Origin of the sequence: Alteribacter populi, from assembly GCF_002352765.1 — a bacterium.
In the GTDB taxonomy this organism is placed as follows: Bacteria; Bacillota; Bacilli; order Bacillales; family Salisediminibacteriaceae; genus Alteribacter; species Alteribacter populi.
Map to the genome: position 1 here is coordinate 642,209 of NZ_KZ293963.1, position 26,508 is coordinate 668,716.

Below are 26,508 nucleotides of genomic sequence, written 5' to 3' on the forward strand. Positions count from 1 at the left end.
ATGAGTCATATCATTTACTTTTTAAAACAGATTCACTCTTATGCTGGTAAGATCCTCTACTTTAACCTGCTAGCGATGGCAGGGATTAGTTTACTTGAGGGGGTGGGAATCCTTTTATTAATTCCGATGATTAGTATGACTGGAATCGTGAATCTGGATGCAGGGGGAACACCGGTTTCTGGTTTGTTTGATTTTCTGCAAAGCATTCCTGCTTCTGTAGGATTACCCGTAATTCTAGGTATTTATGTTTTAATCGTTGTGGGTCAAAATCTTCTCCAACGGCAAATTACAATTCGTAATGCTAAGATTCAACATGGGTTCTTCCGTCACATGAGGGTCGAAACTTATGAATCGTTGCTCCATTCAGATTGGAATTTTTTCATTAAAAATAGAAAGTCTGATCTCATTAACATACTAACCTCTGAAATTGCTAAAGCAAGTGCTGGCACTCATTCCTTTCTACAATTTATCACTTCGTTAATTTTTACGATTATTCAAATAGGTCTCGCGTTTTGGCTTTCTCCAAGTATTACAGTTTTCGTTTTACTTTCAGGATTAATTCTTATCTTTTTTTCACGTAATTTCCTTAAACGGTCTCTTGCACTGGGAAACCGTAATTTCACGTTAGGGAAAACCTATCTTGCCGGTATCACAGATCAAATAAATGGGATTAAAGATATCAAAAGTAATACATTGGAAAGGTCAAGAATGGACTGGTACCGTAAAGTAACGACGAGTATAGAAAATGAGCAGGTTGAATTTACTAAATTAAAAACCATCTCACAAATGTATTATAAAATTGCTTCTGCTGTATTAATTGCGGTTTTCATATTTATTGCTGTCAACTTATTTAATGCCCAGGCAGGTCAACTCATGTTAATCATCGTAATCTTTTCAAGGCTATGGCCAAAAGTAACCGGTATACAAGGGTCTATGGAGCAAATAGCGACAACGATTCCGGCGTTTAAAGCTGTAAAGGCCCTGCAATATGAATGTGCAAATGCAAAGGAATTTGGAGGTAGTGAAGATCTTTCGAATGTAGAGCCTGTTCAGATTCATCAGGGGATTGAATGTGAGAAAGTGAGTTTTCGGTACAATAAAAATGAACCTACTTACGCTCTGAAAAATATTGATGCTTTTATCCCAACAAACCAAATGACAGCGATTGTGGGGCGTTCAGGTGCTGGAAAAAGTACGATGATTGACTTATTTATGGGATTAAATCAACCGGAAGAAGGTAGGATCCTTATCGATGGGGCTCCTCTAACAACCGAGAATTTACTCCCTTTAAGAAGAGCAATAAGTTATGTACCACAAGATCCATTTCTTTTTAACGAAACGATTAGAGAAAATATGCAATTGATTGAGCCGAATGCTACAGAGGAACAAATTTGGGATGCCTTAAAGTTTTCTTCAGCAGCAGAATTCGTAAGTAAACTTTCAGATGGGCTTGATACCCTAATTGGTGACCGGGGAATTAGACTTTCTGGAGGAGAGCGTCAACGGCTAGTTTTAGCACGAGCAATTTTAAGAAACCCTTCGATCCTTGTGTTAGATGAGGCCACGAGTGCCTTGGATTCTGAAAACGAGAAGAAAATCCAGGAAGCAATTGACCGATTAAAAGGTAGAATGACGATCATTGTGATAGCTCACCGGTTATCTACTATAAAAAATGCAGATCAGGTCATTGTACTTGATGAAGGGCAAATCATTCAAAACGGCGAATTCGGGCAACTTGCCAATGAAAAAACGAGTGTGTTTAGCAATTTGCTTAGAAATCAAATGAAAGCTACTTTATAGCACTCACTTCTTATGAGTGTTTTTAAAACAATTGGAGCGATAGGTTATGAAAATATTAGGAGGTAAGTTTTTGCTAATAATTGCTTTTTTTTTTGCTTGTTGGTCTCGTTGTCTTTACCGTCTGGGACAACAACCGGATTAAAGTAGTAGTTCAAGACATTACTTTAAATCAATTAACTGAGACCGATACGGAATTTACCATTCTCCAAATTACAGATTTGCATGAAAAAGAATTTGGACAGAATCAACAAAGATTGATCAATGAAATTAATTCAATTGAATATGATGCGATTGTTTTTACAGGAGACATGTTGGACAGTACGGGGAGTACAAACTACGCTCCTTTTTACACTCTTATTGACGGGATTGATAATAAAGAACATGCTCTATTTGTTCCAGGGAATTCGGATCCTCTGACTTATCAATTGCATTCTGATGATACATTCAGTAAAAGTGACTTTATTAATGGAATGGAAGAAAGAGGAGTTCACCTATTAGAGTCTATCTATTCTGTGAATACAGGTTCAGCAACGACTCACTTTGTTTATTTTGAGTATTCTACCTTGAATGTAAGGCAAAGTCTCAATCATATCGAAGGCAACCGGCATTCTAATCACCCGGCCTATCAGGACAACCTTAACTATCAAGAGGAGCTATTAGCTAAAATGGATGCACTTGATTCATTAGAAGATAGTGACATAATTATCGCATTAAATCATTACCCGGTAGTGGATGACCGGATCGAGAAATTAAAAGGAAATCCGAATTATAAATTTAGAGAATTCGATTTAATTCTTGCTGGACATTATCATGGTGGACAGTTTCGCATTCCCTTCCTTGGTGCTCCGTTTGTTCCTGAGCCGTATTATGAACGTTATGGTCTATTTCCACCTCAAGATAGAGTAAAGGGTTTATGGGAATACCAGGGTACTAAACAATACGTCAGCACTGGCTTAGGAAGTAGTGACGCATTGCCGTTTATGAAATTCCGCCTTTTCAATACCCCTGAAATCAATGTCCTTACAATTAAAGGAGAGAGGTAGAGTCGTTCTTTATTAGATTCTACCTTAGACTATTTCCTTTTCCCCACCTTACCCGCTATTAACGCTTCATTTCAAAATATCCTTACCTCTCCGTCATTTTTGTAACTAAATCTCCACTCAATTCACCGATTAACTACGTTATACTATAAATAACAATGTGTTTGAAATGGAGGGGTATAATGACTACGAAAAACACAATAAGTGCAGAGTGGTTACGGGATCACTTAGGTGATAATGACCTTGTTATTGCTGATTGCCGCTTCGAGCTTGGTAATCCTGATAAAGGTTTTGAAGCCTATACTAAGGAACATATAGCCGGGGCTGTTTATATGGATTTAGAGCAAGATCTTTCCGCACCAATCGCTACACACGGTGGACGCCACCCATTACCTTCTTCTGAAAGATTAATTACAGTCTTCAGTAAAGCAGGGATCGACTCATCCAAAATGCTCGTTTGCTATGATGACCAAGGAGGAGCGATGGCTTCAAGGCTGTGGTGGATGCTGAAATATGCCGGCCACGATCATGCGGTTATTTTAGAAGAAGGATTTTCTGCGTGGAAAACACGGGGTTTTCCAACGTCAAATGAAAAACCAAATCCAGAAATGGCACAATTTGTCCCTAAAATACAACCTAACATGCTCGCCACAATGGAAGAAGTAAAACAGAAAATAACCGATGACGATGTTCTTTTGATTGATTCAAGATCAGCTGAAAGATATTCTGGTGATAAAGAACCCGTTGATCCTGTTGCAGGCCATATTCCCAGAGCTGTGAATGAAGATTGGCAAAATCGCTTGGCTAATGGTGGAAAGTGGAAATCAAAACAAGATCAAGCTGAGGACCTTAATAAGTATGTTAAAGCAGATAAAGAATTAATTGTCTATTGCGGATCAGGGGTGACGGCGTGCGCAAATGTTCTTGCGTTTGATGAGGTAGGATTAAAGCCAAAGTTATATGCAGGCAGCTGGAGTGATTGGATTACCTATGAAAATAACCCAATACACACAGGGAACGGCAAAAAGGTCTGAATAAAAACTGTTTTTTAGAAGCGATCTCTTTAAAAATCAAGTTTTACCAAGTAAAATAGCAGATAGATAGAGAGCACAAAGAAATGAGGGGAACAACGTGAATTATACACCAGTGATCATTATCGGTGCGATAATCTGTGTCATAGCCTTAGTGAGCACTATCGTTATTGGGATCGATCCAACCGATCAAAATTATAAAAAATCCACGAAAAAGCGAATGGTAATTTTATCGGCGATTTACGTCGTTACTTTTGTCCCGGCACTGACTTGGACGGTAGTTTATTATTACTTTTTACGGTAGACAAATAGTTTAAACATGCACTCGATTAGGGTGCATGTTTTTTGTGTTTGGCTCTGGTAAAGGTAGTGCTGTTTTGGATACAAAAGACTGACTACACGCGAGATAGTAGTCGGTTTTAGGTTTATACACATTATTCAACTAATAGTTCCCCTTTCGCTCAGTAAAATAGGTGTGGATAGTGGGGTGCTTCACAGCTTTTTATACATACGCCTAATATCCACGTACATATAAGAATGTATCCCCCTCCTAAAATGCTAGGATGTTCAAAAATTAGAATGCAACCTCATGGATGAAAATTCAAAATTTTTAAGGCTTTCTGCATCCATGGAAAAAAGCCAAGTTTCCTATGTGTGTTGGCTCAGACGGTTCGGAATAGAGAGGAAGAACTAATTATTTAATTTTTGGAGGAATATCAACAAGTTTCTTGAATTAAATATGATATATCTTTATGAAAATCGCTCCCCGGTCAAGCTCTTTATTATAATAGCAGGAGGGATGATAGTGGCTCATTTATCCAAGGATGAGAAGGCAAAATTAAAAAAGGTGAAAAGTAAATCGAATGAAGATGTCATGTTAAAAAAACAAAACGTCGTTGGTGTTGGAATCGGTATTAAATTTCAGGGTGGAAAATCAACGAACCGGCCTGCTTTAATTACTTTTGTAACGAATAAACAGCCATTAACCGCCCTGTCCAAAGATGACGTTGTACCTGAAACCATTGACGGTGTAGAAACAGACGTCATTCAAATCGGTCTTCCTGAGATCCAGAATTATCGCGAAGAAAATGTTAAAACGAAAGAATCAGACCTCATGCGGACACTTCCTGGTAATGAACTGAACACAAAAGTTAGACCTGTGAAAGGTGGGTGGAGCATAGGCCACCCCGACATTACTGCTGGAACTGTTGGAGCGGTTGTCTTTAATAGAGGCGACTCCAACATAACAAAGTATTATATACTTTCCAATAATCACATATTAGCAAACAGCAACAGTGCGAATATTGGTGATCCAATTTTACAGCCAGGAGCAGTCGACGGAGGAAGCGCCCCTGATGATCAAGTAGCGACTCTTAGCCGTTTTGTACCTATTGACCTTACCCCTGAAATACCGTTAGAGGAGCATAATAATGTAGTAGATGCAGCGATTGCAGAAGGTTCGCTTCAAGAGCTCGATCGCGAGGTATATTGGAGCGGCTATGTTAAAGGCTGGGTTGAAAAAGACAACATTGAGGTAGGAGAAACGGTTAAGAAAACAGGAAGAACAAGTGGCTATACGACAGGGGAGATTTTATCTGTAGATGCGACGATTGATGTGAATTTCGGCGATAACCAGGTAGCACGCTTCCATGATCAAATTCTCACATCCCACATGTCAGAAGGTGGTGACAGTGGATCGTTAGTCACGGATATGGACAACCGCGCTGTAGGTCTATTATTTGCTGGAAGCCCTGAGGTGACAATTTTAAATCAAATTGAAAACGTGAGAAAGCTCTTGGAAATTGATTTTGTGTAAGTTTAATTCCCCATCAGTTTAGATGGGGAATTTTTATTTGCCTTTTTGGTTCGTTTAGTGAATGGTTAAAGTCTAAAGAGAAGACTCATCGACCCTCCTTCTGTTTGTTGTATATTAATATTGGGTACGCTTAAATTATAAATAGGTTTAAATGACCACCTTACATAATAAATGGATGAACTTTAGGGATGTTCCAAAAAGGCCTGGAAAATAGCTGTCCAGTTTTAGCAGCTACTGCTAGCACCGTCATGTCCTGCTGCGAACGCAGAAGCCACCGCTCATTTGTCCTCCTTTTTGAACACTCACTTTTAGAAAAGGAGAAATGAATATTGACACTAACCCCAGAACAGCGTATTGAACTGCATGATTTTAACAACTTAACAAAATCACTGAGCTTTAATATGTATGACATATGCTTTACAAAAACAAAAGCAGAGCGGGAAGCATATATCAATTATATTGATGAACAATACAATGCGGATCGTTTGACAAAGATCTTAACGGACGTTGCAGATATCATTGGAGCACATGTCTTAAATATTGCAAAACAAGATTACGAACCTCAAGGGGCAAGTGTGACCGTGCTGATAGCTGAAGGACCGGTTGAAGAAGCTCCGGATACTGCATTTCATGAATCCCCTGGTCCGCTTCCTGAGTCAGCTGTTTTTCATTTAGATAAAAGTCATATTACGGTTCATACGTACCCTGAATACCACCCTTATGAAGGGATCAGTACGTTTAGGTCAGACATCGATGTCTCTACATGCGGAGAAATTTCACCTCTAAAAGCGCTGAATTATATGATCCATTCCTTTGACACGGACATAATGACGATGGATTATCGTGTTCGCGGCTTCACAAGAGATGTAAATGGTCACAAACTTTTTATTGACCACAGTATAAATTCCATTCAAAATTACATTCCTGATGAAGTAAAAAGGTGTTTTGACATGATCGATGTGAACATTTATCAAGAGAACATTTTCCATACGAAGTGTAGACTTAAGGAATTTGATTTAAATAACTACCTGTTCGGATACAAAAAAGATAAATTATCAGCAGAAGAACAAAAAGAGATAACGGGAAAACTCCGGCATGAAATGGATGAAATCTATTATGGCAAAAACATCGATCAAAGCTAATTGTGTAGAAAGCCTTGGCCAAAATTATGGTTAAGGTTTTTTTTGGAGGGGAAATCCTGCAAAACCCTTTTATCATAGTACTTTAGCCGTTATTTTTTTAAAAGTTGTTACTTACGCACTATTCAAAAAGTTGTTAATTTTCTAAAAAAGAATGAATTTAATAGGTTAATGTCGTATATTATTAATGTAGAGCTATATTACTTATTTTATAGGGGAGGTAGAAAGAATTTGAATCAATTGAATCACAATCAAAGAGATTTAGGACAAAATGGTCGTGAGCAATGGGCTACAAAGATTGGGTTTATGTTAGCGGCTATGGGTTCTGCAGTGGGGTTAGGGAATATATGGCGATTCTCCTATGTTGCAGGGGAAAATGGAGGAGCAGCATTCCTGCTCATTTATATCGCTATGATCATTATGATTGGTGTTCCGATTATGATGGCGGAGTTCTCGATTGGACGTAAGGCACAAAGTGATGCAGTCGGTTCTTTCCAAAATTTATCACCAGGTAAACCATGGGTAGCAGCTGGTTTCCTCGGAGTAGCGTCAGCATTTATTATCCTATCGTTTTACGGAGTTGTTGCAGGCTGGACATTAAAATATTTCACAGGGTATTTGACTGGAACTTTATGGTCTGAGCCAAGTGGGGGATATGTAGATTACTTCGTCGGCTTTATTGGCAGTCCATTAGAACCACTCATTTGGCAATTCATCTTCATGGGAGCAACAATTGGGATTGTATTACTAGGGATTAAGAAAGGGATTGAAAAAGCGAACGTTATCTTAATGCCAACATTGGCGATTCTCTTAATTATCTTAGGTATTTACAGTTTAACACTTGGTGGAGCAAGTGAAGGGTTAGCCTTCTTATTTTCACCTGACTGGAGCATACTCAGTGAACCTAGTATTTATCTAGCTGCGTTAGGTCAAGCGTTCTTCTCTCTTAGCTTAGGGATGGGGGCATTGATCACTTATGGTAGTTACTTATCGAAAAAAGAACGATTACCAGGGGCAACAGCTGGAATTGCATCAATGGATACAATCTTTGCGATCATTGCTGGTGTTGTGATTTTCCCAGCTGTATTTGCTTTCGGTGCAGAACCAGACAGTGGAGCGGGGTTAGTATTCTTTACGCTTCCAGCTATTTTTGATGAAATGGCACTTGGTGGAATTGTCGGTTTAGCGTTCTTCTTTTTACTAGCAGCTGCTGGTTTGTCTTCTGCAATTTCCTTATTAGAGGTGGCAGTAGCGTACTTTATTAGAAAGTTCGGTTGGACGCGTAAAAAGACAGCACTCATCATTGGTGGGTTGATTTTCTTACTAGGGGTACCGTCATCACTAAGTAACGGTCCATTTTCAGAATTCATTTTATTCGACCGCGTATTTATGGATAATATGGAATTCTTATCTGACATCTTCCTACCACTTGGCGGGTTAATTATCGCTCTATTCGTAGGTTGGGGTTGGAAGAAAACAGAAGCACTCCAAGCATCCGATTTTGGCAATTCAACGATCGGAGCTGTATGGTTATTTATCTTGAAGTTCATTGCTCCGGTTGCGATCTTCCTTGTGTTCTTATTCGCACTAGGAGTATTATAAGATTAACGAATATGAAAAACCGTTGAGATATATTCTCAGCGGTTTTTTACTGTTACAGCTTGAGAAAAAAGTAATAGCTATCTTACCGTCTACGTCCTCGTGGCCAGTTTCACATGTAAGAAAAATCCAAGTTTTTCTTAGTTGCTAGAAAGTGTTTTTATCGGTATCGTTATAACGAAATAGAGTGGAAAAGGATGAACAGCGCGTGAATGATCAAACATCAATATATACCTATGCCTTCACAGAAGAAGAGCACCCGTTATGTCAAATGGAAATGAGAGCATTTTTCGGATTTGATACGAGAAACCATACAATAGAAACAGACATTCAAATCACTCCTAATCGTAGTCCGTTTATGAAGGAACGGATTGACGTCTTATTTGAAGGAAATGACTTACAGGAGATTGTTGATCAAGTCACAAGTCTGCCAGCTAGTGACACCACATTTAAAGTCGTCTCAGTGAAAAATCCAGATGCCGAAAAAATATCATTTGCCAAAGGCCGAGAAATTGAACGGGAAATTGGATTAAAGTTAAACGGAACGGCTGATTTACATGATCCTGAAAAGTTGTACGGAGTTATACATAAAGATAATCGTTGGGTTTTTGGAGACCTTTATTATCACGAGCCTATCTGGACGCGCCATCAGAAAAAGCCTTACGCTTATTCGACTGCGCTTAGTTCACGTATTGCAAGAGCGGTTGCCAATATTGCTGTTCCCAACCCCGATGGTATAAAAGCAGTTGACCCTTGTTGCGGTATTGGGACTGTTCTTTTAGAAGCATGCTCAATGGGGATTGATGTTAAAGGAAGTGATATCAACCCAAAGGTCGTATATGGATCGAGAAAAAACCTCGCCTATTTTGGTTACGAAGCAGACGTTGCACTTAAGAATATTCAAGAGGTTGAAGAAGCTTTCGATGTAGCGATCATCGATATGCCCTATAATTTGTGCTCCGTTTTGTCAGCACGAGATCAGCTAGCTATGTTAAAGAGCGCTCGCCGTTTTGCTGAGAAAGTGGTCATTGTAACGATCGAACCCATTGACGATGCCATCACAAAAGCCGGCTTATCAATTGTGGACCGTTCAGCTTTTAGAAAAAACGGTGCATTCACTCGAGAAGTACTCTTATGTGAGTAAAAGTTTTCCATTATCTTAAGATGACGATCAAAATAGAATTAGTTCACGAAAACCCTATTTTCACTTTTCCTTTGTCAGGCATTGAAAAGTAAGAGAACAGGGTTATATTACATTTAAGTAGAACTTTAGATACATCTATTTAACTATGTATTAGGTCTTTATTATTGGAACTCAATATAAAAAGTGTTACAAAATATCTATATCCATAATATTCTGATCATTTTGTTATTTTTTGTGTTAATTTAAAAGTATTCCAAAGAAAAGGAGGATTATGTCAGTTGAAGACTACATAGTGTAGACTCAGAGAAAATTAATTAAAGAATGAAGGAGGAAAAAATGAAAAAGTACTTTCTAATTTGGACACTTGTTATTGCATTAACCGTTACTAGTTTTGGAAACATTGCCATGGGCGAAGAAGAAGACAATGAATATTTGATTCTTTTTAACTCGAATAATATTAATCAGCAAACGCTAGCTGAGATTGTTGATGTTGGAGCTGAAGTTATAACGGAATCTTCGAATGTAGGGTTAGTCCAGGTAAAAGCATCTGGAGTGAACTTTAAAGATGAAGTAAAAAACATCAGAGGTGTTAGTCAAGTTGTCGAGGATGTTGAAATTCGCACGAACGAAGTAGCGATTGAACGAGATGAAGATGTTGTTCCTCAAGAGGCTGATAGTGAAGCCGATTTGTACGAAGAATTCCAATGGGACATTAAGCGTGTTACAGCTGATGGGAAGACCTGGGATATAAATAAAGGTGACCACTCAGTTGTTGTCGGGGTAATCGATACTGGAGTAGACTTTACGCACCCAGACCTCGAGGATAACCTTTTATATGGCAAAGCCTTTTTTCCCGGCGCTGCTGAAGAGGATGCTTACCGAGATGCGGGTACACATGGTACTCATGTAGCTGGAAGTATTGCTGGAAACGGTAGAATACTAGGCGTAGGACCAGAGCTTGGGCTAGCTTCTTACCGGGTTGCTAATGATCAAGGTCGTATGAATTGGGCAGGTATTCTTGATGCTATTACAACAGCTGCTGATGATGGAGTAGATGTAGCAAACCTTAGTCTTGGAACTTACAGTACGATAACGGATGAGCAGCAGCGATTACTTCACCTTTCTTCTAAAAGAGCGGTTCAACATGCTCACCGTGAAGGAATGATAATCGTTGGTGCAAACGGAAATAATGGTATGGATTTAGGAAAAGCAGTTGAAACAGAAAAGGGTGAGGGTAAGGTTTACGGCCCACTCTTTGATACGTTTACCGACATTCCTGGTGTCGTTAGTGTATCTTCATCCACAGATCGAGACACATTAGCATATTATTCAAATTACGGATCATCAAATGTTAATTTAGCTGCTCCTGGTGGAGATTATGGACCAAATTGGCCCAATCCAGATGAAGACCAATCATTATTAGAGCCTGAATCTCGCGCTTACAGTACGATACCAGTTGACCGCGGTTCGTATGGATGGGCGATGGGAACAAGCATGGCTGCTCCTAAAGTAGCTGCCGCTGCGGCTCTCGTAAAAGCTGAGAATCCAAATTTCTCTCGCCCGCGAATCATTACGCATCTGCAACAAACAGCAGAAGACCTTGGAAAAAGAGGACATGACGAGTATTTCGGTCATGGATTAGTAGACACATACAACGCTCTAAAGTAAAAATCAATTCCAAATTAATCAGGGAAAGCACTAACCGTGAGAAAGGTTAGTGCTTTTCGTTATTTAGAGAGACTCGTTTTGCATGAGCGAGTTGACGTAGGAATATGATTCATGACAGAGTAGTAGAAAATATCCTTTAATTTTAGGGAGGGAATTACGTGAAAATTGTTGTTGTATCAGATACCCATATTCCTAAAAGAGCACAACGGCTTCCTTCACGCCTATTACATGAGTTAAGATCAGCTGACCAGATTATTCATGCTGGAGATTGGCAGTCACTTGAAGTCTATGAACAACTAAAACAATACGCACCAGTTAACGGAGTGTTCGGAAACACGGACAATGAGGATATAATAAGGGTCTTTCCAGATAAAAAGATCGTGAATGTCAACGGATTTAAAATTGGTATTATTCATGGTCACGGAAAAAAAATGACGACGGTAAAGAGAGCCTTCACTGCATTCAACCAACCTATTGATTGCATCGTTTTCGGGCATTCGCATATTCCATACTTGAAATATAAAAATAAAACACTTATGTTTAATCCAGGGTCTGCCACTGACAAACGAAAAGCGCCTTTTTATTCATTTGGCATTTTAACAATGAGCGATGAGTTGCATGCACAGCATATTTTTTTTAAGAGTAAATAAAAAATGATGAATTCGCTTTTTATTCGCAGCACCCTGCTTTTTCCACAGAATATCTCTTCATCTGGCTACTATTTTGTAGTGTATTTCTATTACCATCTATCACGGGCAATCACCTAGCCTTGCACAAATCATTCGAACCCTACTGAAATTTATCCCTTTTGAACTCTCTCATTCTTTAGTCTATAAAATGAATTCTGATCGGTGAGAATCGCATTAACCAATAAATATTATCTGTTTGATAGCTTCACTTACTTAATGATCTGCACTTATATTTTCACAACGTTATTTAAAAGGGGAGTGAAAACCTCAGTTATTCGAAACTAGGGATCGGTTTTCCTAATTGTTACAATCGAGTTCCATAATTTTTTTCAGCACGAACCTTAGTAATCATGATACTATGTAACAATGCAAATGATAAACGATGAGGATTAAGAAGGTGTAGTTATGAAAAATGGACTAATTATTGGTACGTTTTACTTAGTAGGCTTAATTTTCTTAACTTTTGGTATCAGCATGATGATTCTGGCAAACCTTGGAGCAGGACCATGGGACGCTATGTATGTAGCATTATCTAACAATCTTGGTTTAACTGTCGGAAGTTGGGTTTTTATTACCGGAATTTTCCTTATCTTACTTAACGGATATTTGCTCAAAAAAATGCCCGATTTCTCAGCACTAATTACGATGTTTATCATTGGCTCATTCATGGATATTTGGCTGGAGGTTATTTTCCCGGAGTTAGCTGTGACATTGTTGTCAGTCAGAGTAGTCATGCTTGTGGGTGGCATTGTATCAATTGCCGTTGGCGTTTCCTTTTATCTTCAATCGAACTTTGCAAGAAACCCAATCGACAACCTTATGATGGCTTTCCATTACCTCACTGGAAAAAGTTTATCTTTTTCTAAAACTGCGATTGAAGTAACGGTATTAATCATTGCCTTTATCATCGGTGGGCCAATCGGAGTAGGGACCATCATTGTTGCTTTTGGCATCGGTCCGCTTATACAGGCGTTTTATAAGCCTGTCACAAAGTTTAGATCTAGTATTTTGCTAAATAAGAATTTGACTGAGAATGTCGAGTAAAAGCATGCTTAACCTTTTAAACATCTTCTATAACTATTAACGAACGACCCCACTTAATTGTTAAGCGTCTTTAGGTGAGGGTTTTTTTGACGATTTGCATATATAAACATTACCTTCACTTCTGAAGATGTTCCCCTAACTTACAACCCTTTACCTTCCCATAAAGAAAACTAGCTTTCGACTTAAAAGTACCTTTTCCGATAGATTAATAATTGATATGTTTGATAAATAACAGGATAATAGAAACTATAGGTAGGTTAAACGAACGTAGAAAAACGAAGAAGAAAATCGACATAATTACACACAGCATTAAAAGGAGGAGAGAACATTGTCATTCACATTTATTCATGCGGCAGATATACATCTTGATAGTCCTTTAAGGGGTCTTGAAAAGTACGAAGGCGCTCCCGTTGAGAGAATCCGAAATGCAACCCGTGATGCTTTTCGCAATTTGGTAGACCTGGCGATTGATAAAAAGGTATCGTTTCTGGTGATTTCCGGAGATTTATACGATGGCGATTGGAAGGATTATAATACAGGTTTATATTTTGTCAGCCAGATGAGCCGCCTGCAAAAAGAAGGAATTGACGTCTACTTAATTCGTGGCAATCATGACGCTGCTAGCTTAATTACAAGAGAATTGAAGCTTCCCTCCAATGTTGTTGAATTCTCCGTGGAACAACCTGCTACTGAAACGATCGAAGAGTTAAAGGTAGCGATCCACGGTCAAGGGTTTGAATCGAGGTCTGTGACAGAAAATCTTGTAAAAGCATATCCCAAAAGGAAAGAGGGGTACCTTAACATCGGGATGTTACACACAAGTGCCACTGGTAGAGAAGACCATGAAAATTATGCACCGTGCCAGATTAAAGATTTACAGGACAAAGAATATGACTATTGGGCACTAGGTCACATTCATTTGCGGGAGGTCTTGCAAAAAAAAGATCCTGTCATTCTCTTTCCCGGTAATATTCAAGGGAGACATGTTCGTGAATCGGGCGATAAAGGATGTACGTTGGTTCGAGTAAACAATGGCCAAATTGATTCTTATGAACACCATACACTTGATGTCTTGAGATGGGAAACATTTGAAGTGGATGTAACAGATGCTGAATCAACCGAAGAAGTTATTGAACAAACTCGAACACGTTTAGAAGACTCGTATCAAAAAAATGAAGGTAGATTTCTAGCTGTACGCATTCGAGTACAAGGTGCCACAAACATTCATCAGAAACTCATTGTTGAAAAGGACCATGTCATCAATAATTTGCGTTCCATGGCACTAGAAGTTGGCTATGGCGATGTATGGATTGAAAAAGTAAAAATTGAAACAACACGCCTGATGAACATTAATGAGCTCAAGGAACGCCATACTCCGATTGCAACGATTTTAGAGTATTTTGACACGATGGTAGAAGATGAGGATACGTTAGCATTTCTATTAAAGGAGCTAAAAGACCTTCAGAACGCGTTGCCGTTTGAAGTAAAAAGCGGAGACGAAGGATTTGATTTTACAAACACTGAGCTTATTACACAAAAGATAGACGAAGTAGAAGATTTATTACTTCATCATTTAACAAGGAAGACAGGGGTGGGATCGTCATGAGATTTGACTATTTAAATTTACGAGCATTTGGTCATTTCACAGATTATGAAGTGCTTTTTAAAGAAGACAAAAACTTTCATTTACTATATGGTCCGAATGAAGCCGGAAAAAGTACGATTCTCCGCTCCGTTGTAAACTTCTTGTACGGTTTCCCACAACAAACTGCAGATTCATTTCTCCATAGTAATCAAAAATTGCGGATTGAAGGGCAATTGAAAAAAACAAACGGTGAAACGTTACAATACATCAGACGAAAAGGCCGGAAAAATACAGTCCTAGACATTGATAACAATGCCATTAATGAAAAAGAGGTCAATTCCTTTTTAAATGGTATTTCAGAAGAACACTTCATTAATATGTTTGCCCTCGATCACATCCGATTACGAGAAGGCGGGGAAAGCTTGCTACAAAATGATGGAAATGCGGGTGAAAGCTTATTTTCTGCGGCTTCAGGAATTAGTATATTACGACACGTATTAGAAGAGTTAGATGGTAAAGCTCGCAGCCTTTATTTAAAAGGAGGTTCGCGGACAATCAATCAGGCGATTAAGCAGGAAAAAGAAAAAACAAAAGAGATTGCTACTAATCAGCTGAAAATTCAAGAATGGCAAGAGCTGGAACGGACCTATTTTGCTGGAAAAAAAGAAATTGAAACCCTATTAGCAGATATTAAACAGATAAGCAGCGAAGAACAGAAGTATCATCGATTAAAACAAACATTACCAAAAATAGCTTTACGCAAAGAATTGATAGAAAAACGTGATGCACTAGGTTTTGTTCCTAATCTTCCTGAAAATGGAGAAGAAGATCGTAAAGAATGCCAGCAACAAATTGCAGCTGCTAATAAATCGAAAGAAAAAGCTGAAATAAATCGGAAAGAGTTTGAGAACCAATTAAATAGTATTTCTATTCCGAAAGGTATCCTCAATCAGGCAGCAGAAATTGAATCGCTCTATCGAGAAATAGATAGCTACAAAAAGGATGTGAAACAACTTCCCGAATTAGAAGGGAAACGTAAACAGCTAGAAGAGAGGGTTCTTTCCACGCTAAAAGAGATTGATGCTAGTAACCAAGACGTATCGAATGTAGAGGGTTATCGGCTCTCTGTAGAAAAAAAGAAAACCATTCGTGAGCTATGTGACCAAAAACCATTATTAGACAAGGACGTAACAACGGCTACAAACGACTTTGCAGAGATCGAAACGACTATAAAGAAGCAAACGAAGGAACTAAATGAGGTTGGTGAAGTCCCTGATATTGAAGAACTTGAATACGTCATCAATATGGTTAAAAGTGAAGGGAAAATTGAAGGTAGCCTTAAAGAAAAACAAGCAGCAGTAAAGCAAATGAAAAAAGAATTGGAAGATGCCATTCACTCCCTTCCATTATGGGAAGGAACAAGCGATGAGCTGCTTCAAGTCGAAGTGCCTAATTTAACTGAAACCGTTAAAAAATATCAAAAACAACGACAGAACCATGCAATCGAACTTCAAAAAGCAAAAGAGAAGATCGATGAAGAAAACTTGTTTATTGAAGCAAATGAAAAACGGATACGTGATCTAGAATCTCTTGCTGATATACCTACAGAAGATATGTTAGCACAACTACGGAACCATCGTGATTCAGGTTGGTTGTTAATTCGCAAAAAACTTAATAATGATCCACTAGACGATTCAAAACTTGAAAAATTCACCAATGATCTTCCAGTTGATATGGTTTTTGAAAATAGTATCCGTAAAACAGACGACGTAGCCGACCGAATGCGCAGAGAAGCAGAAAAGCTCGGTGAAAAAAATAAACTCCTCTCTGATATCGAAATGAGTAAGAAAAAAATCAAGACTTTGACAGAAGACATGAATCAAATAGAGAAAAACATTAATCAGTGGGAAAATGAATGGAAGAGTCTCTGGAAACCGGCAGAAATTGAACCATTAACACCTGATGAAATGTTGGAGTGGTTGGAAAGATATGAAAACATTCTTACTCTCCATCACAACTTAGAGACCACTCTATCCCAACTAAACGAACTTGAAGAAAAGCACAATGAACTTAAACTTTCACTTGAAACAACATTAACAGCGCTAGAGCCATTAAAGAATGGATTAACACTCGAAGCATTACTAAACAAGGCTGAAAACACGAGTAAACGCTTGACAGACCAGCTTCATGAACGTAACACTCTCCTTGTAACGATTACAAGTTTACAAGAAAAGCTCGAAACAGCCCAGATAAATAAACAAAAGGCACTACGCGAAAGTGGAGAATGGGTGACTGCATGGAAAACAGTGTTAAACGAACTTCCCGTGTCAGCAGAGACGAGTTCTACTGTCGTAAAAGAGCTGCTTGATACGTATGATTCTTGTGTTTATAGTTTCGATGAATGTAAACAGGTAGAAAAAAATATCGAATCTATTCAAAGTCGGATCTATGGCTTTGAAGAAAGGGTTAAATCTCTCAAGCAAAATCTTGTAACGGATTTCATTGAAAACACCATGGATATTGCTGTAAAGGACATTTATGAGGCTCTTCAAAAAGCTGGTAAGGATCAAGGAACGATTGAAAACATCGAGCAACAAATCAAAAGGGAAGAACGTGATAAGGAAAAATCTGAAAGAGAGATTAACGAGGCGAACCTTTACCTCGAAAAGCTAATTGCCCAAGCGGAATGCACGACGTTAGAAGAGTTAGAAGAAATTGAAGTCACGTTCAAACAAAAGATGGATTACACAGGGAAAATTGAAGAACTTGAAGAACAGCTGGTTGAGCTTGGAAATGGTCAAACCCTCCATGAACTTTTTGAGGAAGCAGAGGAAGTTGAAACAGACGCTATTGAGATCGAGTTAAAAGAGTTGACCCGGAAACGGAACGACTTAGATCAAACAAGGTCGCAATTGGAACAAGCGCATGGCGTCGTAAAAAAAGAGTACAATGAAAAAATTGCAGGAGCTAATGACGCATCTGTTCAAGCAGAAGAAGAGAAGCAAAGCATTTTAGCAAAAATATCGAACGACACGGATCAGTACATTACTCACAAACTCGCATCATTATTGTTAAAGAAAGGCATCGAGTTTTATCGTGAAAAAAATCAAAGCCCCATTATTCAGCGTGCGAGTGAGATCTTTAATCGACTTACTTTGGGATCCTTTGAGGGCATCACCGTTGAGTTCGATGCTAAAGATGAACCCGTAATTATGGGTGTCCGAAATCACGATGAGAAGGTAGACATTTCAGGGATGAGTGACGGAACAACGGACCAACTCTATCTATCACTCCGGATTGCCAGTATTGAAAAGTATGTGAAAGAAAACGAGCCGATGCCCTTTATCGTCGATGATATTCTGGTCCACTTTGATGATGAGCGTTCAAAAGAAACACTAAAAGTACTGCTTGAATTATCAAAGATTACTCAAGTGATTTTCTTTACTCACCATTACCGGTTAGCAGGGCTCATGAGTGAAGTAGCATCAGATATGGCCTATCAATTAGAAAAGATTGGTGAAAATGAATTAGTAGAAGTTTATTAAATGAGACAAGTTTTCCCCTCTTTGTACGTATAGATAAAGAATAACAACAAGTACGAAGGAGGGGCATGATGAAATTTGTACTCATAAAAAAGAAGTGGATTATCTTTCCTATTCTTTGTCTCGGAATTGCTTTTGTCTGGTTTATGTTGACGCCATCCGCTATTGAGACAGGAGGTCAATTGACATCTCAAGCGGATGAGAATGAGTTCACCATAAATATGGTTACGGGTGAATTTAAATCGGAGACTGAAGATGGAGAGGAAATCGAATCATACAGGTGGGATCCAGGGACGATCGTCATTCCTAAAGGTGAGCCTGTTAAACTAAGTATTTACGGAGTTAATGGAAAAGAACATCCGTTTATTATTGAAGGAACAGATATCACAGGTACGGTTAAAAAAGGCGAAGAAACGTTATTAAATTTGCAATTTAACGAGGCAGGTATTTATCGCCTAATATGTACTACACACGAATCAATTGATAAAAACGGACCGATGATTGCTTATCTTGTGGTGGAATAGTGCGATTGCAAAAGTACCTACAGAGATTCTGTAGGTACTTTTGCATTTAGTTTAGGTATTTCGGGAAAAGTAAGAAACGTATGAATAGAAGCAGGAGGTAAAAACATATGAGTCAACAAATGGAACAGGTCTCTGAATGGCTGGAGCAACTTAAAGGACAGAGTTTACTTATTTATAAAGAGGAAATTGCCACGGGCAAACAAGAAGTTATGGACATTGATCAGGTCAGCTTTAAATTGGATTCTGTCAGCTTTAATAGGAATCGCCATGCTAATATCGATGATTATTTAGCTTTCAAGGAGATTGTCTTGTATGGTCAAGGGACAATTCAAACTGATCAAGGGGAATCAGGCTTGCCGGAAAGGGCTTATGAGATCCCATTAACCGGGGATTTCAAAACCGAAAAGAATGCCGACAACATGAGAGTCGAAACAGATCAAGCAATCTATACTATTTCCGTCCAATAATATTAGCTTGAATCAGATTACCGATGGCAAATAAAAGAAATGCTGTCGGTAAGAAAAGAAGTGTTTTGAATAACTTAACCCAAACTCTTAAACTAACTTAATAAGCTTCCCCATTAATCTTACTGCCACGGCGTGTCCTGTAAATTGATTTACGGTTCCTGTGAAATAAAGATTTTTATCAGGATAGTAAAACGCAAATGCTCCTGATTGGCCCCAATGTCCAAGTAACTCTTTATTAAATGTGGGCAGCGATAGTGGCTGTTTTGATAGGCCAATTCCGTAATAAAATAGTCCGGGGATAAATAGGAGATTCCAACGCTTCAGTTCAATGAGATCCTGTTTTGGGAATAAGCGGCCGTTGAAAAACGCTTTTAAAAACCACATCGTTTCCTTCGCTGTCGAGACGATGCCCCCTTCTGGTGTTATAGAAGACATGTAAATGGGAAGATGAAGCGGTTTTGATTTGTAATATAAAGGGATAGGACGTGAATCATTCACATCTTTGTATACATAAGTTTTTTCTAATTGAAGCTCATCAAAAATTAATTCTTTAAATATAGTTTGAATATCCTTTCCTTTAATTATTTCGATAATTTTCCCAAGCAGCTGATAGTTCGTATCGGAGTATTGTGCCTTTCTTTTTTGTCCCGGGAAAAATTTGGGCTTCTTTTGCTTTACTGCTTCCAATGTCTTCTCAAGATGCCAAGACTGATCGTTTCCACTGATTAATTCCGAAACCACATCTGACGTAAAATAATCTGGAATTCCTGATGTATTAGACATCAACTGTTTAATGGTTATATCATTCGAATAATCTACACCGTTTAAAACATGAATTTGACTGATGGTATCTGCAGAAAGGTAATCGGATATCTTATCTTCCAATTGTAATTGATTTTCGAAACGTAATTTCAGCATGACTGCAGTAATGTACAATTTGGTCACACTTGCAATAAAATAAAAGTCATCTGCTTGTATGTTTCCCGCTCCACTGATTAATGGCAGTGAATGATCCCCTTTTTCCACACATAATACAGCACCAAATATATTTTTTTTCGTTATTGCGTAAGACATCAGGTCATCAAGGCGTGATTGATTTAACGACTTTTTCATCGAAAGTTCCCCTTTACATTTATTTGACAACATAACGCAGGGGGCTCTGAAAATTTGTCAGAAGCCCGATTGCTCCCAAAGAGGCTGAAGGATATACATAGTGTTATAGCTTATGTTCAAAAACATTTAATACTACATTGATAGTTTTTATTTTCAACTTCGATGAGGTTAAATTTATAGCAGTCCACGGAAAATGTTTTTAGCATAGAAGTATGGTAAAATTTCATTTGGGATAATAGTAAGTCATAGTTTTATAGGAAGGATATCCGTACATCATTTTAGGCAAGTAGCAATCAATGATAAAGAAGCCTAATTAAGAAGATGTACAAAACAGCATAGCCGGCGCACTTCGATCTTCGCAGGCTTGTTTGACCTCCTTCGCTAACATGTAAAGTTATTATTTTTCATGGAGGGTTATGATGCCAGCAGCAAAAAAATTTTCGAATATGAGAGTCTTTAGCTTGAATTCAAATGCTTCGATAGCTAATGAAATCGTTGAGCATATGGGAATTAATATGGGGAAAAGTTCGATTAAGCGATTTAGTGATGGAGAAATACAGATGAATATTGAAGAAAGTATTAGAGGTTGTGATGTATACCTGATTCAATCAACCTCCCAGCCGGGCAACGATTATCTTATGGAACTCCTCATTATGATAGACGCCATGAAACGGGCATCTGCGAAAACCATTAATTGTGTGATTCCATATTTTGGATACTCTCGTCAAGACCGTAAAGCACGATCAAGAGAGCCAATCACAGCAAAACTGATCGCAAATTTGTTAGAAAAAGCAGGTGCCTCAAGAATCATTACGATTGACCTACACGCACCTCAAGTTCAAGGGTTTTTCAACATTCCTGTTGACCAGCTTCTTGCTTTTCCGATCTTATCAAAATACTTTAAAGAAAAAGACCTTGAGGATGTCGTCGTCGTTGCTCCAGAGAATGGTGGGGTTATTAGAGCAAGACAACTAGGAAACATACTTGATTCTCCGATTGCTTTAATTGATCGAAACCGTAATCCTCATGTTGCAAAAGGTATGGATATTATGGGTGAGATTGAAGGGAAAACAGCGATTGTTATTGACGATATGGTTGATACTGCAAGAACCGTCACTTCAGCGTCAAAAGCTCTCTTAGAAAAGGGTGCGAAAGAAGTTTATGCTTGCTGCACTCATCCAGTACTCTCAGAACCTGCCATAAGTCGAATTGAAGAATCTGATATTAAAGAATTAGTTACAACAAATTCTATATACCTACCTGAAGAGGAGAAAATTGATCGAATTACAACTTTATCCATTGCACCGATATTAGCCAATGCGATTATAAAAGTTCAAAATAATGAGTCTGTCAGTACGTTATTTGACTAAACGATTGAGCGTTAGCATACTATTTCAGTTTTTCAGCTCAATTAATAAGTTGAGGACAAATTTATTTTCCCTAAGCGTCATATGAGGAGCAACAAACATTACGAAAACACCACTGTTTGAAAAAAGGACACTAAGGCTTAACAAGGTAATTGATGACCGTAAAAAGCTGGCTACTCTGATTACAGTAGCCAGCTTTATTTTAACTTTGTTTAAAATTGTATACTCGTTGGCAGGATCTCACGTATTGCTTTACTGTGTGTTTTCCTTTCTTCTTCCGTCATCCAAAGATGTACCACACCATGATCTTGATTCGTTCTAATTAAGCGTCCGACCCCTTGTTTTAATCGAAGTAGCATGTAGGGAAGGTCCACATCTTCAACTGGGTTAGCTGCGTGATTTCTTTTAGCTTGAAAAACCGGATCGTGGGACGGGAACGGCAAAGAGGAGATCATCACTTGTGTTAGTGATTCTCCTGGAATGTCCAATCCTTCCCAAAGATGATAGGAGCAGAGAACCGTAGAGTTCCTTTGTTGAAACTGGGTTACTAATTCGCTTATTTCACGGTCACCTTCATACACGATTTCAAAATCCCACGTTTGTTCAGAAGCCCACTCCCGGAAACGGTTCATTTCTTCAACGGATGAAAAGAGAACAAGCGTTTTACCGCCATATTCGCTTAATTCTCGTCCCATCTTCAACCACTTTTCTTTCTCAGTTGTCTCAATATGACCCTTCAACTCCATTTTTTGTTCATAATCAAAAGGGGAGTCAACGGTAAACGATTTGGCATTTTCAATACCTATACTTTTAGCGATGTATGAAAAATCTCCGCTTTTAGATAACGTAGCAGATGAGAATATGAACGGGATCTTTTTAGAGAACACTTCATTTTTCAAGACATCTTCAACTAGACGCGGCATTATTACAAAGGACGTTTCCGCTTCAGTTTCCTCGAGCCAGAAGATTCCTGCATCATCTTTTAATAAAATCGAGAGCCCATAAGCGTAAAACTCCAAGTATTCCTCAATCATTTTCACGTGATATTCTTCTAATACGTATAATTCTGAATCAAACACGAGCTGGTCTAGTAAATCAGCTACTTTTTGACTCAAATTAACTGCCACATCAAGCATCTTCTTTGAACGGGAGATTTCTTTTCGATTCGATCCTTCTGACATTACTGCGCCTGCCCGCAAAATATCAAACCATTCATCATGAAGCGCTAAAATATCTTCAATTAAAAGAAGCGATTGTTCTCTCACGTCTTGATTCAGATATCCAGTCAATATTGTCGTCAAGGTTTCGGAATGAAAACGGTAGGTTAACCCTTTTTGAGCTGCAAACTCTAATAAGTGACCTTCATCAAAAACAACACAGCTTGACTCGGGAAGTAATGGAAGCTGTCCTTCACGCTTTCGCGACTCTTTTGTCCATACATCCTCCATATAGAAGTCATGCGAGCAAATAATAAGGTCGCAAGCTTCGCGGTAGTACTGGCGATGAAGGGTTTGTCCGCAACGATGAAACCATTCACAAGTGGAACATTGCTGAATCGGATCCCAAGAAATTTTTTCCCACTGTTCATTCGAAACCCAAGGATACTCTTTCCGGTCGCCGTAACGCTCAAATGCCGTCATCGAACCACTGCCCTCATGGACAAAGCTTGGAATTTGCTCATGGACACGATGGATATCCTTATCTTTTGCCCTATTTACAACCTGATCGAGTTTTTTCACACATACATACTGGTCTCGAGCTTTCGCTAATCTTACATCAACGTTCAAGCCCAATGCTTTCTCAAGCTTTTCAATATCTCCGCCAGGCTTAACGAGTTGTTCGATCAATGTTTCATCAGCACATGAAATAATGGCTGGCTTTCTCATATATCGTGCATAACAGATGGCATAAAGTAAATAAACGAGTGTTTTTCCTGTTCCAACACCCGCTTCAGCAAAAATAACATTCTTATTCTTAAACGCTTGTTCGACTTGAAACGCCATAAAGATTTGTTCATCTCGAAGCTCATAGCCATGCTCAGGTAAAATATCGTAAAACACATCCCCAACATAGTCAGCTAACTGATTGAAAAAATGTTGATTTTTTGATGTGGAGAAGGGGAGGGAGGTTGTTTTTCTCATTTTAAAATCTCCTATACTATAATAATAAACTATAATCATAGCAGATTATTGATCAAAAATGATAGATACTGTGAGCAGAAAATGGAGGAGAGCCAATTTTTTAACCCTCAAAGCAGTAGGCTATTTTCGTAAAGTTTGTTGCTTTTTGAGCGTTTTTTCAAAGCTCAAAAAACAATTAGCAACAATCGTTTAGAAAAGAGCCAAGCAGTAAACCGAAAACTTCGGAAGATAGTCTGACCCCAATCTTTACACTATATTAAGTGCAGGTAAAATAGTGTGTATTCAAAACTTCCAAACCTTAGCAGATTCCATGAGATTAGAGGGAGACACGAAAGTCCCCCATCCACTAACTAGATGTTTATACTAAAGCTACCGGGCTTACTATGCTTATTTACTAGGAATTAGTTCCCTCGATTTTCTCTTCAGCTTTCTCAACGATTTATATAGGAGTGCCTTAATATTTAAGCGGTCTTTTACTAGTTCATATTCCTGTTCAAATAGTTCAGCGTTGCATGGATACTGCTCACCATTTACCTCAGTGATGAGATAGTCACCTGGATTACCTTTCATTGTATTACCTGTTGTTTCAATTGAAATTGCTCTTGTGATTTTAACTGCATCGACCTCCACAGGCCTCCTTTTGTATCTAGGCATGTTTGTCCCTCCTTTACAGAGATATGCTTAGTATGTATTCATCCTATTCTTGATCTAGGTAAAACGTGTACTACCTGGGCGAATAATAAAATAATCACTGTTTTAAAGAGGCTCCCTTCAGCAAATGTGATATAATTATGAGATAATTCATAATATACAAAAAATAATTCCGTCATAAACTTTTGAAGGAAATCTTTCTATATAGAAGGGCTACTAATAGGGCAAAAAACGTACAAGATTCAACTCCAAACTATTTGATTTTCTTCATAACAATTCTGTACATAGCTGGGAGGAAGTGCACGCGACTAAATACATATAATCGTTTATAGAGTCATATGGCTGCAATTAGATTGAAAACATGGGGGGATTTACCGGTAAGTAAGGATATTAGTCTCGTGAATAGTAGATATAAAAAATTATTGGATGGAGGGAAATTAAGTGAAATTAGCAGAAGCCTTGATCAGAAGAGCTGATTATCAAAAACGAGCGGACCAGTTAAAACATCGGCTCGCAAATGTTGCAAAAATACAAGAAGATGAGACGCCATCTGAAAACCCAATAGAATTAGAAGAAGAGTTGATCGAAGTGTTGAAGGAGTTAAAAGGCCTGATGATTCGAATCAATCGAACGAATCATGAAACAGCTTTAAATGAGCGTTTAACTTTGGGGGCATCGCTTATTGAACGTGACATGATCGCGAAAGAACGGAAGATTTACAACGAGTTAGCTGAACAAGCGTCTTTGAAGCAGGATCGATACTCAAGGACAGAAATCAAGTATGTGACGCCATTTAATGTAAAAGATCTCCAAAAAAGAATGGATGATTTGGCAAAAAAATATAGAGAATTAGACACAAAAATTCAAGAGTTGAACTGGGGAACGGATTGGCTTGAATAGTGTCTTGAAGGTAGCGATTATAGAAAAGCGAGTGCAACCCACCAACGGGGAACGTTGGAATGTGGTAGGGGTTCCGGGGTAACTCCAGAGGTTCAAGTCCTCTCTAACGACTTAAACCCAGAACTGTCACAATAGAACATAATATTGTTTACATTTAACTACCGTGTACTGATTTCTATAATTGTGAGGGCGGGTCCGGGGAATTTTACATTTTTAAGTCTCAGGGAAGTTTTTCCTTTGAGACGAGCGTCGTGAAGTTAGCTCGTTACCACAACCTAAATATTGTGAGATTTTGCCGAAACTAAGTTCCGTCATTTGCATTATTTTAAATATGCCTCCGTCTGTAACAGGTCAACCTTTTAGAAGCATAAGGTATCGAAAGTGTTATGACAGGAGGAATACCAAATGTATGGTTCTTATTTTCCAAATCAAAATCAATACGTGTATCACAGGTCTCAGGTAAACCCTTATTTTCAGCAGCCGTACTACAATAATGTTACACATCCTTATTATATGGAACGCCAGCAACCCATCAGAGGGCAAGCTACCTGGACAGAGGGAGGAGAGGTTACCCAATGTGGCATACCTTGGTCAGAAAATCAATATATGACAGTGGCCGTTGGAGTGAATGCTCCATTTCGTTGTGGAGAAACCCTAATAATTAAAAACCTTTCCTTACCGGGGAATGAAGTTTCTGTGACGGTTGTAGATGAAGTACCAACCTATCCACCAAATAAAATTAACCTTCATCGAAATGCGTTTCAAGCATTGGGAGCAGACTTAAATGAAGGGGTCATAAATGTTGAGATTGCTCCATCACCCGAATTAGACGAAGGAGCATGGGGAAGAAACCTATTAGGTGTTACCCAATCGGCATATCCAAACTATAACGTGGTTGACTATAAATCTATAGAGAAAACAGTGCCTTCTCCTGGTCAAACAAGAGAAACGTACGATTTTATTTTACAATCACCACAGGAGCAGATTACCGTTCAAGGAAATGTTACTTATAATCCGAACACAAACAGAGTGATTAACGTTGATTTAAAGGAAGTGTGACCTAAGAAGGACAGTCCTGAGCGATGTTCTCATTAAAGGAGATCGTATATTGTATTCCGGAAAAATTTAAAATACTTTGTTCAAAAGATAGAAAAAAAACGAAGAGGCTTAAATTAAAAGCTGATAACAACAGGCGCTTCCTTAATAAGGGAGTGTCTTTTAAACGTGTTGTCTTAAAAGTAGGTGTTC

At 38.5% G+C, this 26,508-nt stretch carries 21 protein-coding genes; 18 read left to right on the forward strand and 3 right to left on the reverse strand.

The features are described from left to right. The 15 genes from CDZ94_RS03190 to ymzB all read left to right on the forward strand — a co-directional run bounded on the left by CDZ94_RS03190 (window position 1) and on the right by ymzB (window position 19,088). The gene (locus CDZ94_RS03190) at window positions 1-1,800 is read left to right on the forward strand and encodes an ABC transporter ATP-binding protein (protein WP_096435087.1); all 1,800 of its coding nucleotides are present in this window, start codon (window positions 1-3) and stop codon (window positions 1,798-1,800) included. Between the two features lie 80 nt (window positions 1,801-1,880). Next, the gene (locus tag CDZ94_RS03195; protein WP_096435088.1) at window positions 1,881-2,843 is read left to right on the forward strand and encodes a metallophosphoesterase; all 963 of its coding nucleotides are present in this window, start codon (window positions 1,881-1,883) and stop codon (window positions 2,841-2,843) included. A 179-nt stretch (window positions 2,844-3,022) separates the two neighbouring features. Then, window positions 3,023-3,874 (forward strand): sulfurtransferase, encoded by an 852-nt coding sequence (locus CDZ94_RS03200; protein ID WP_096435089.1) that lies wholly within the window; start codon window positions 3,023-3,025, stop codon window positions 3,872-3,874. A 97-nt stretch (window positions 3,875-3,971) separates the two neighbouring features. Then, the gene (locus CDZ94_RS03205; protein ID WP_096435090.1) at window positions 3,972-4,175 is read left to right on the forward strand and encodes a hypothetical protein; all 204 of its coding nucleotides are present in this window, start codon (window positions 3,972-3,974) and stop codon (window positions 4,173-4,175) included. Window positions 4,176-4,676: 501 nt separating this feature from the next. Next, the gene (locus CDZ94_RS03210) at window positions 4,677-5,687 is read left to right on the forward strand and encodes a chymotrypsin family serine protease (protein ID WP_245415700.1); all 1,011 of its coding nucleotides are present in this window, start codon (window positions 4,677-4,679) and stop codon (window positions 5,685-5,687) included. A gap of 329 nt (window positions 5,688-6,016) precedes the next feature. After that, complete coding sequence (gene speD / locus CDZ94_RS03215) at window positions 6,017-6,829, forward strand: adenosylmethionine decarboxylase (protein WP_198546694.1); 813 nt, start codon at window positions 6,017-6,019, stop codon at window positions 6,827-6,829. A 228-nt stretch (window positions 6,830-7,057) separates the two neighbouring features. Next, window positions 7,058-8,428: a sodium-dependent transporter gene (locus CDZ94_RS03220; RefSeq protein WP_280951821.1), complete on the forward strand. Its 1,371-nt coding sequence runs from the start codon at window positions 7,058-7,060 to the stop codon at window positions 8,426-8,428. 268 nt (window positions 8,429-8,696) lie between these two features. Next, entirely contained in the window at window positions 8,697-9,569 is an 873-nt protein-coding gene (locus tag CDZ94_RS03225; RefSeq protein ID WP_096440557.1) for a TRM11 family SAM-dependent methyltransferase, read from the forward strand. 336 nt (window positions 9,570-9,905) lie between these two features. Beyond that, complete coding sequence (locus CDZ94_RS03230; RefSeq protein ID WP_157911692.1) at window positions 9,906-11,237, forward strand: S8 family serine peptidase; 1,332 nt, start codon at window positions 9,906-9,908, stop codon at window positions 11,235-11,237. A 158-nt stretch (window positions 11,238-11,395) separates the two neighbouring features. After that, window positions 11,396-11,887: a metallophosphoesterase family protein gene (locus CDZ94_RS03235; RefSeq protein ID WP_096435094.1), complete on the forward strand. Its 492-nt coding sequence runs from the start codon at window positions 11,396-11,398 to the stop codon at window positions 11,885-11,887. 444 nt (window positions 11,888-12,331) lie between these two features. After that, complete coding sequence (locus tag CDZ94_RS03240) at window positions 12,332-12,970, forward strand: YczE/YyaS/YitT family protein (RefSeq protein WP_096435095.1); 639 nt, start codon at window positions 12,332-12,334, stop codon at window positions 12,968-12,970. Window positions 12,971-13,298: 328 nt separating this feature from the next. Further along, a complete protein-coding gene (locus CDZ94_RS03245) occupies window positions 13,299-14,576 on the forward strand; it encodes a metallophosphoesterase family protein (RefSeq protein WP_096435096.1) in 1,278 nt (425 codons plus the stop codon). Then, window positions 14,573-18,100: a YhaN family protein gene (locus CDZ94_RS03250; RefSeq protein WP_096435097.1), complete on the forward strand. Its 3,528-nt coding sequence runs from the start codon at window positions 14,573-14,575 to the stop codon at window positions 18,098-18,100. Before CDZ94_RS03245 ends, CDZ94_RS03250 begins: the two co-directional genes overlap by 4 nt. A gap of 68 nt (window positions 18,101-18,168) precedes the next feature. Continuing rightward, complete coding sequence (locus CDZ94_RS03255) at window positions 18,169-18,621, forward strand: cupredoxin domain-containing protein (RefSeq protein ID WP_096435098.1); 453 nt, start codon at window positions 18,169-18,171, stop codon at window positions 18,619-18,621. Window positions 18,622-18,728: 107 nt separating this feature from the next. Next, entirely contained in the window at window positions 18,729-19,088 is a 360-nt protein-coding gene (gene ymzB / locus CDZ94_RS03260; RefSeq protein WP_096435099.1) for a protein YmzB, read from the forward strand. Window positions 19,089-19,175: 87 nt separating this feature from the next. Here the strand turns inward: ymzB and CDZ94_RS03265 are convergent, their stop codons facing one another. Further along, window positions 19,176-20,201 carry a serine hydrolase domain-containing protein gene (locus CDZ94_RS03265; RefSeq protein ID WP_096435100.1) on the reverse strand — a complete coding sequence of 342 codons (1,026 nt, stop codon included), beginning with the start codon at window positions 20,199-20,201 and terminating at the stop codon, window positions 19,176-19,178. Window positions 20,202-20,620: 419 nt separating this feature from the next. Between CDZ94_RS03265 and CDZ94_RS03270 the strand changes: the two genes are divergently transcribed. After that, on the forward strand, window positions 20,621-21,571 hold the full coding sequence (locus tag CDZ94_RS03270) for a ribose-phosphate diphosphokinase (protein ID WP_096435101.1): 951 nt from the start codon (window positions 20,621-20,623) through the stop codon (window positions 21,569-21,571). A 209-nt stretch (window positions 21,572-21,780) separates the two neighbouring features. On the opposite strand, the gene CDZ94_RS03275 is transcribed toward CDZ94_RS03270, so the two are convergent. Both CDZ94_RS03275 and CDZ94_RS03280 read right to left on the reverse strand, forming a co-directional pair. Next, window positions 21,781-23,709: an ATP-dependent DNA helicase gene (locus tag CDZ94_RS03275; RefSeq protein WP_096435102.1), complete on the reverse strand. Its 1,929-nt coding sequence runs from the start codon at window positions 23,707-23,709 to the stop codon at window positions 21,781-21,783. A gap of 387 nt (window positions 23,710-24,096) precedes the next feature. Beyond that, entirely contained in the window at window positions 24,097-24,363 is a 267-nt protein-coding gene (locus CDZ94_RS03280) for a hypothetical protein (protein WP_096435103.1), read from the reverse strand. 438 nt (window positions 24,364-24,801) lie between these two features. Here CDZ94_RS03280 and CDZ94_RS03285 point away from each other — a divergent pair, with 438 nt between their 5' ends. After that, complete coding sequence (locus CDZ94_RS03285) at window positions 24,802-25,260, forward strand: DIP1984 family protein (protein WP_096435104.1); 459 nt, start codon at window positions 24,802-24,804, stop codon at window positions 25,258-25,260. Window positions 25,261-25,665: 405 nt separating this feature from the next. Continuing rightward, window positions 25,666-26,319, forward strand: coding sequence for a DUF3889 domain-containing protein (locus CDZ94_RS03290; RefSeq protein ID WP_106408547.1), 654 nt, complete (start codon window positions 25,666-25,668; stop codon window positions 26,317-26,319). Window positions 26,320-26,508 lie beyond the last annotated feature (189 nt).

What these genes read in the sequence shown, in the direction of transcription:
- CDZ94_RS03230 (WP_157911692.1), top strand. Translation starts at nt 9,906, where the DNA reads ATGAAAAAGTACTTTCTAATTTGGACACTTGTTATTGCATTAACCGTT.
- CDZ94_RS03265 (WP_096435100.1), bottom strand. Translation starts at nt 20,201, where the DNA reads ATGAAAAAGTCGTTAAATCAATCACGCCTTGATGACCTGATGTCTTAC.
- CDZ94_RS03225 (WP_096440557.1), top strand. Translation starts at nt 8,697, where the DNA reads ATGGAAATGAGAGCATTTTTCGGATTTGATACGAGAAACCATACAATA.
- CDZ94_RS03280 (WP_096435103.1), bottom strand. Translation starts at nt 24,363, where the DNA reads ATGCCTAGATACAAAAGGAGGCCTGTGGAGGTCGATGCAGTTAAAATC.
- CDZ94_RS03200 (WP_096435089.1), top strand. Translation starts at nt 3,023, where the DNA reads ATGACTACGAAAAACACAATAAGTGCAGAGTGGTTACGGGATCACTTA.
- CDZ94_RS03275 (WP_096435102.1), bottom strand. Translation starts at nt 23,709, where the DNA reads ATGAGAAAAACAACCTCCCTCCCCTTCTCCACATCAAAAAATCAACAT.
- CDZ94_RS03270 (WP_096435101.1), top strand. Translation starts at nt 20,621, where the DNA reads ATGCCAGCAGCAAAAAAATTTTCGAATATGAGAGTCTTTAGCTTGAAT.
- ymzB (WP_096435099.1), top strand. Translation starts at nt 18,729, where the DNA reads ATGAGTCAACAAATGGAACAGGTCTCTGAATGGCTGGAGCAACTTAAA.
- CDZ94_RS03240 (WP_096435095.1), top strand. Translation starts at nt 12,332, where the DNA reads ATGAAAAATGGACTAATTATTGGTACGTTTTACTTAGTAGGCTTAATT.
- CDZ94_RS03190 (WP_096435087.1), top strand. Translation starts at nt 1, where the DNA reads ATGAGTCATATCATTTACTTTTTAAAACAGATTCACTCTTATGCTGGT.
- CDZ94_RS03250 (WP_096435097.1), top strand. Translation starts at nt 14,573, where the DNA reads ATGAGATTTGACTATTTAAATTTACGAGCATTTGGTCATTTCACAGAT.
- CDZ94_RS03290 (WP_106408547.1), top strand. Translation starts at nt 25,666, where the DNA reads ATGTATGGTTCTTATTTTCCAAATCAAAATCAATACGTGTATCACAGG.
- CDZ94_RS03255 (WP_096435098.1), top strand. Translation starts at nt 18,169, where the DNA reads ATGAAATTTGTACTCATAAAAAAGAAGTGGATTATCTTTCCTATTCTT.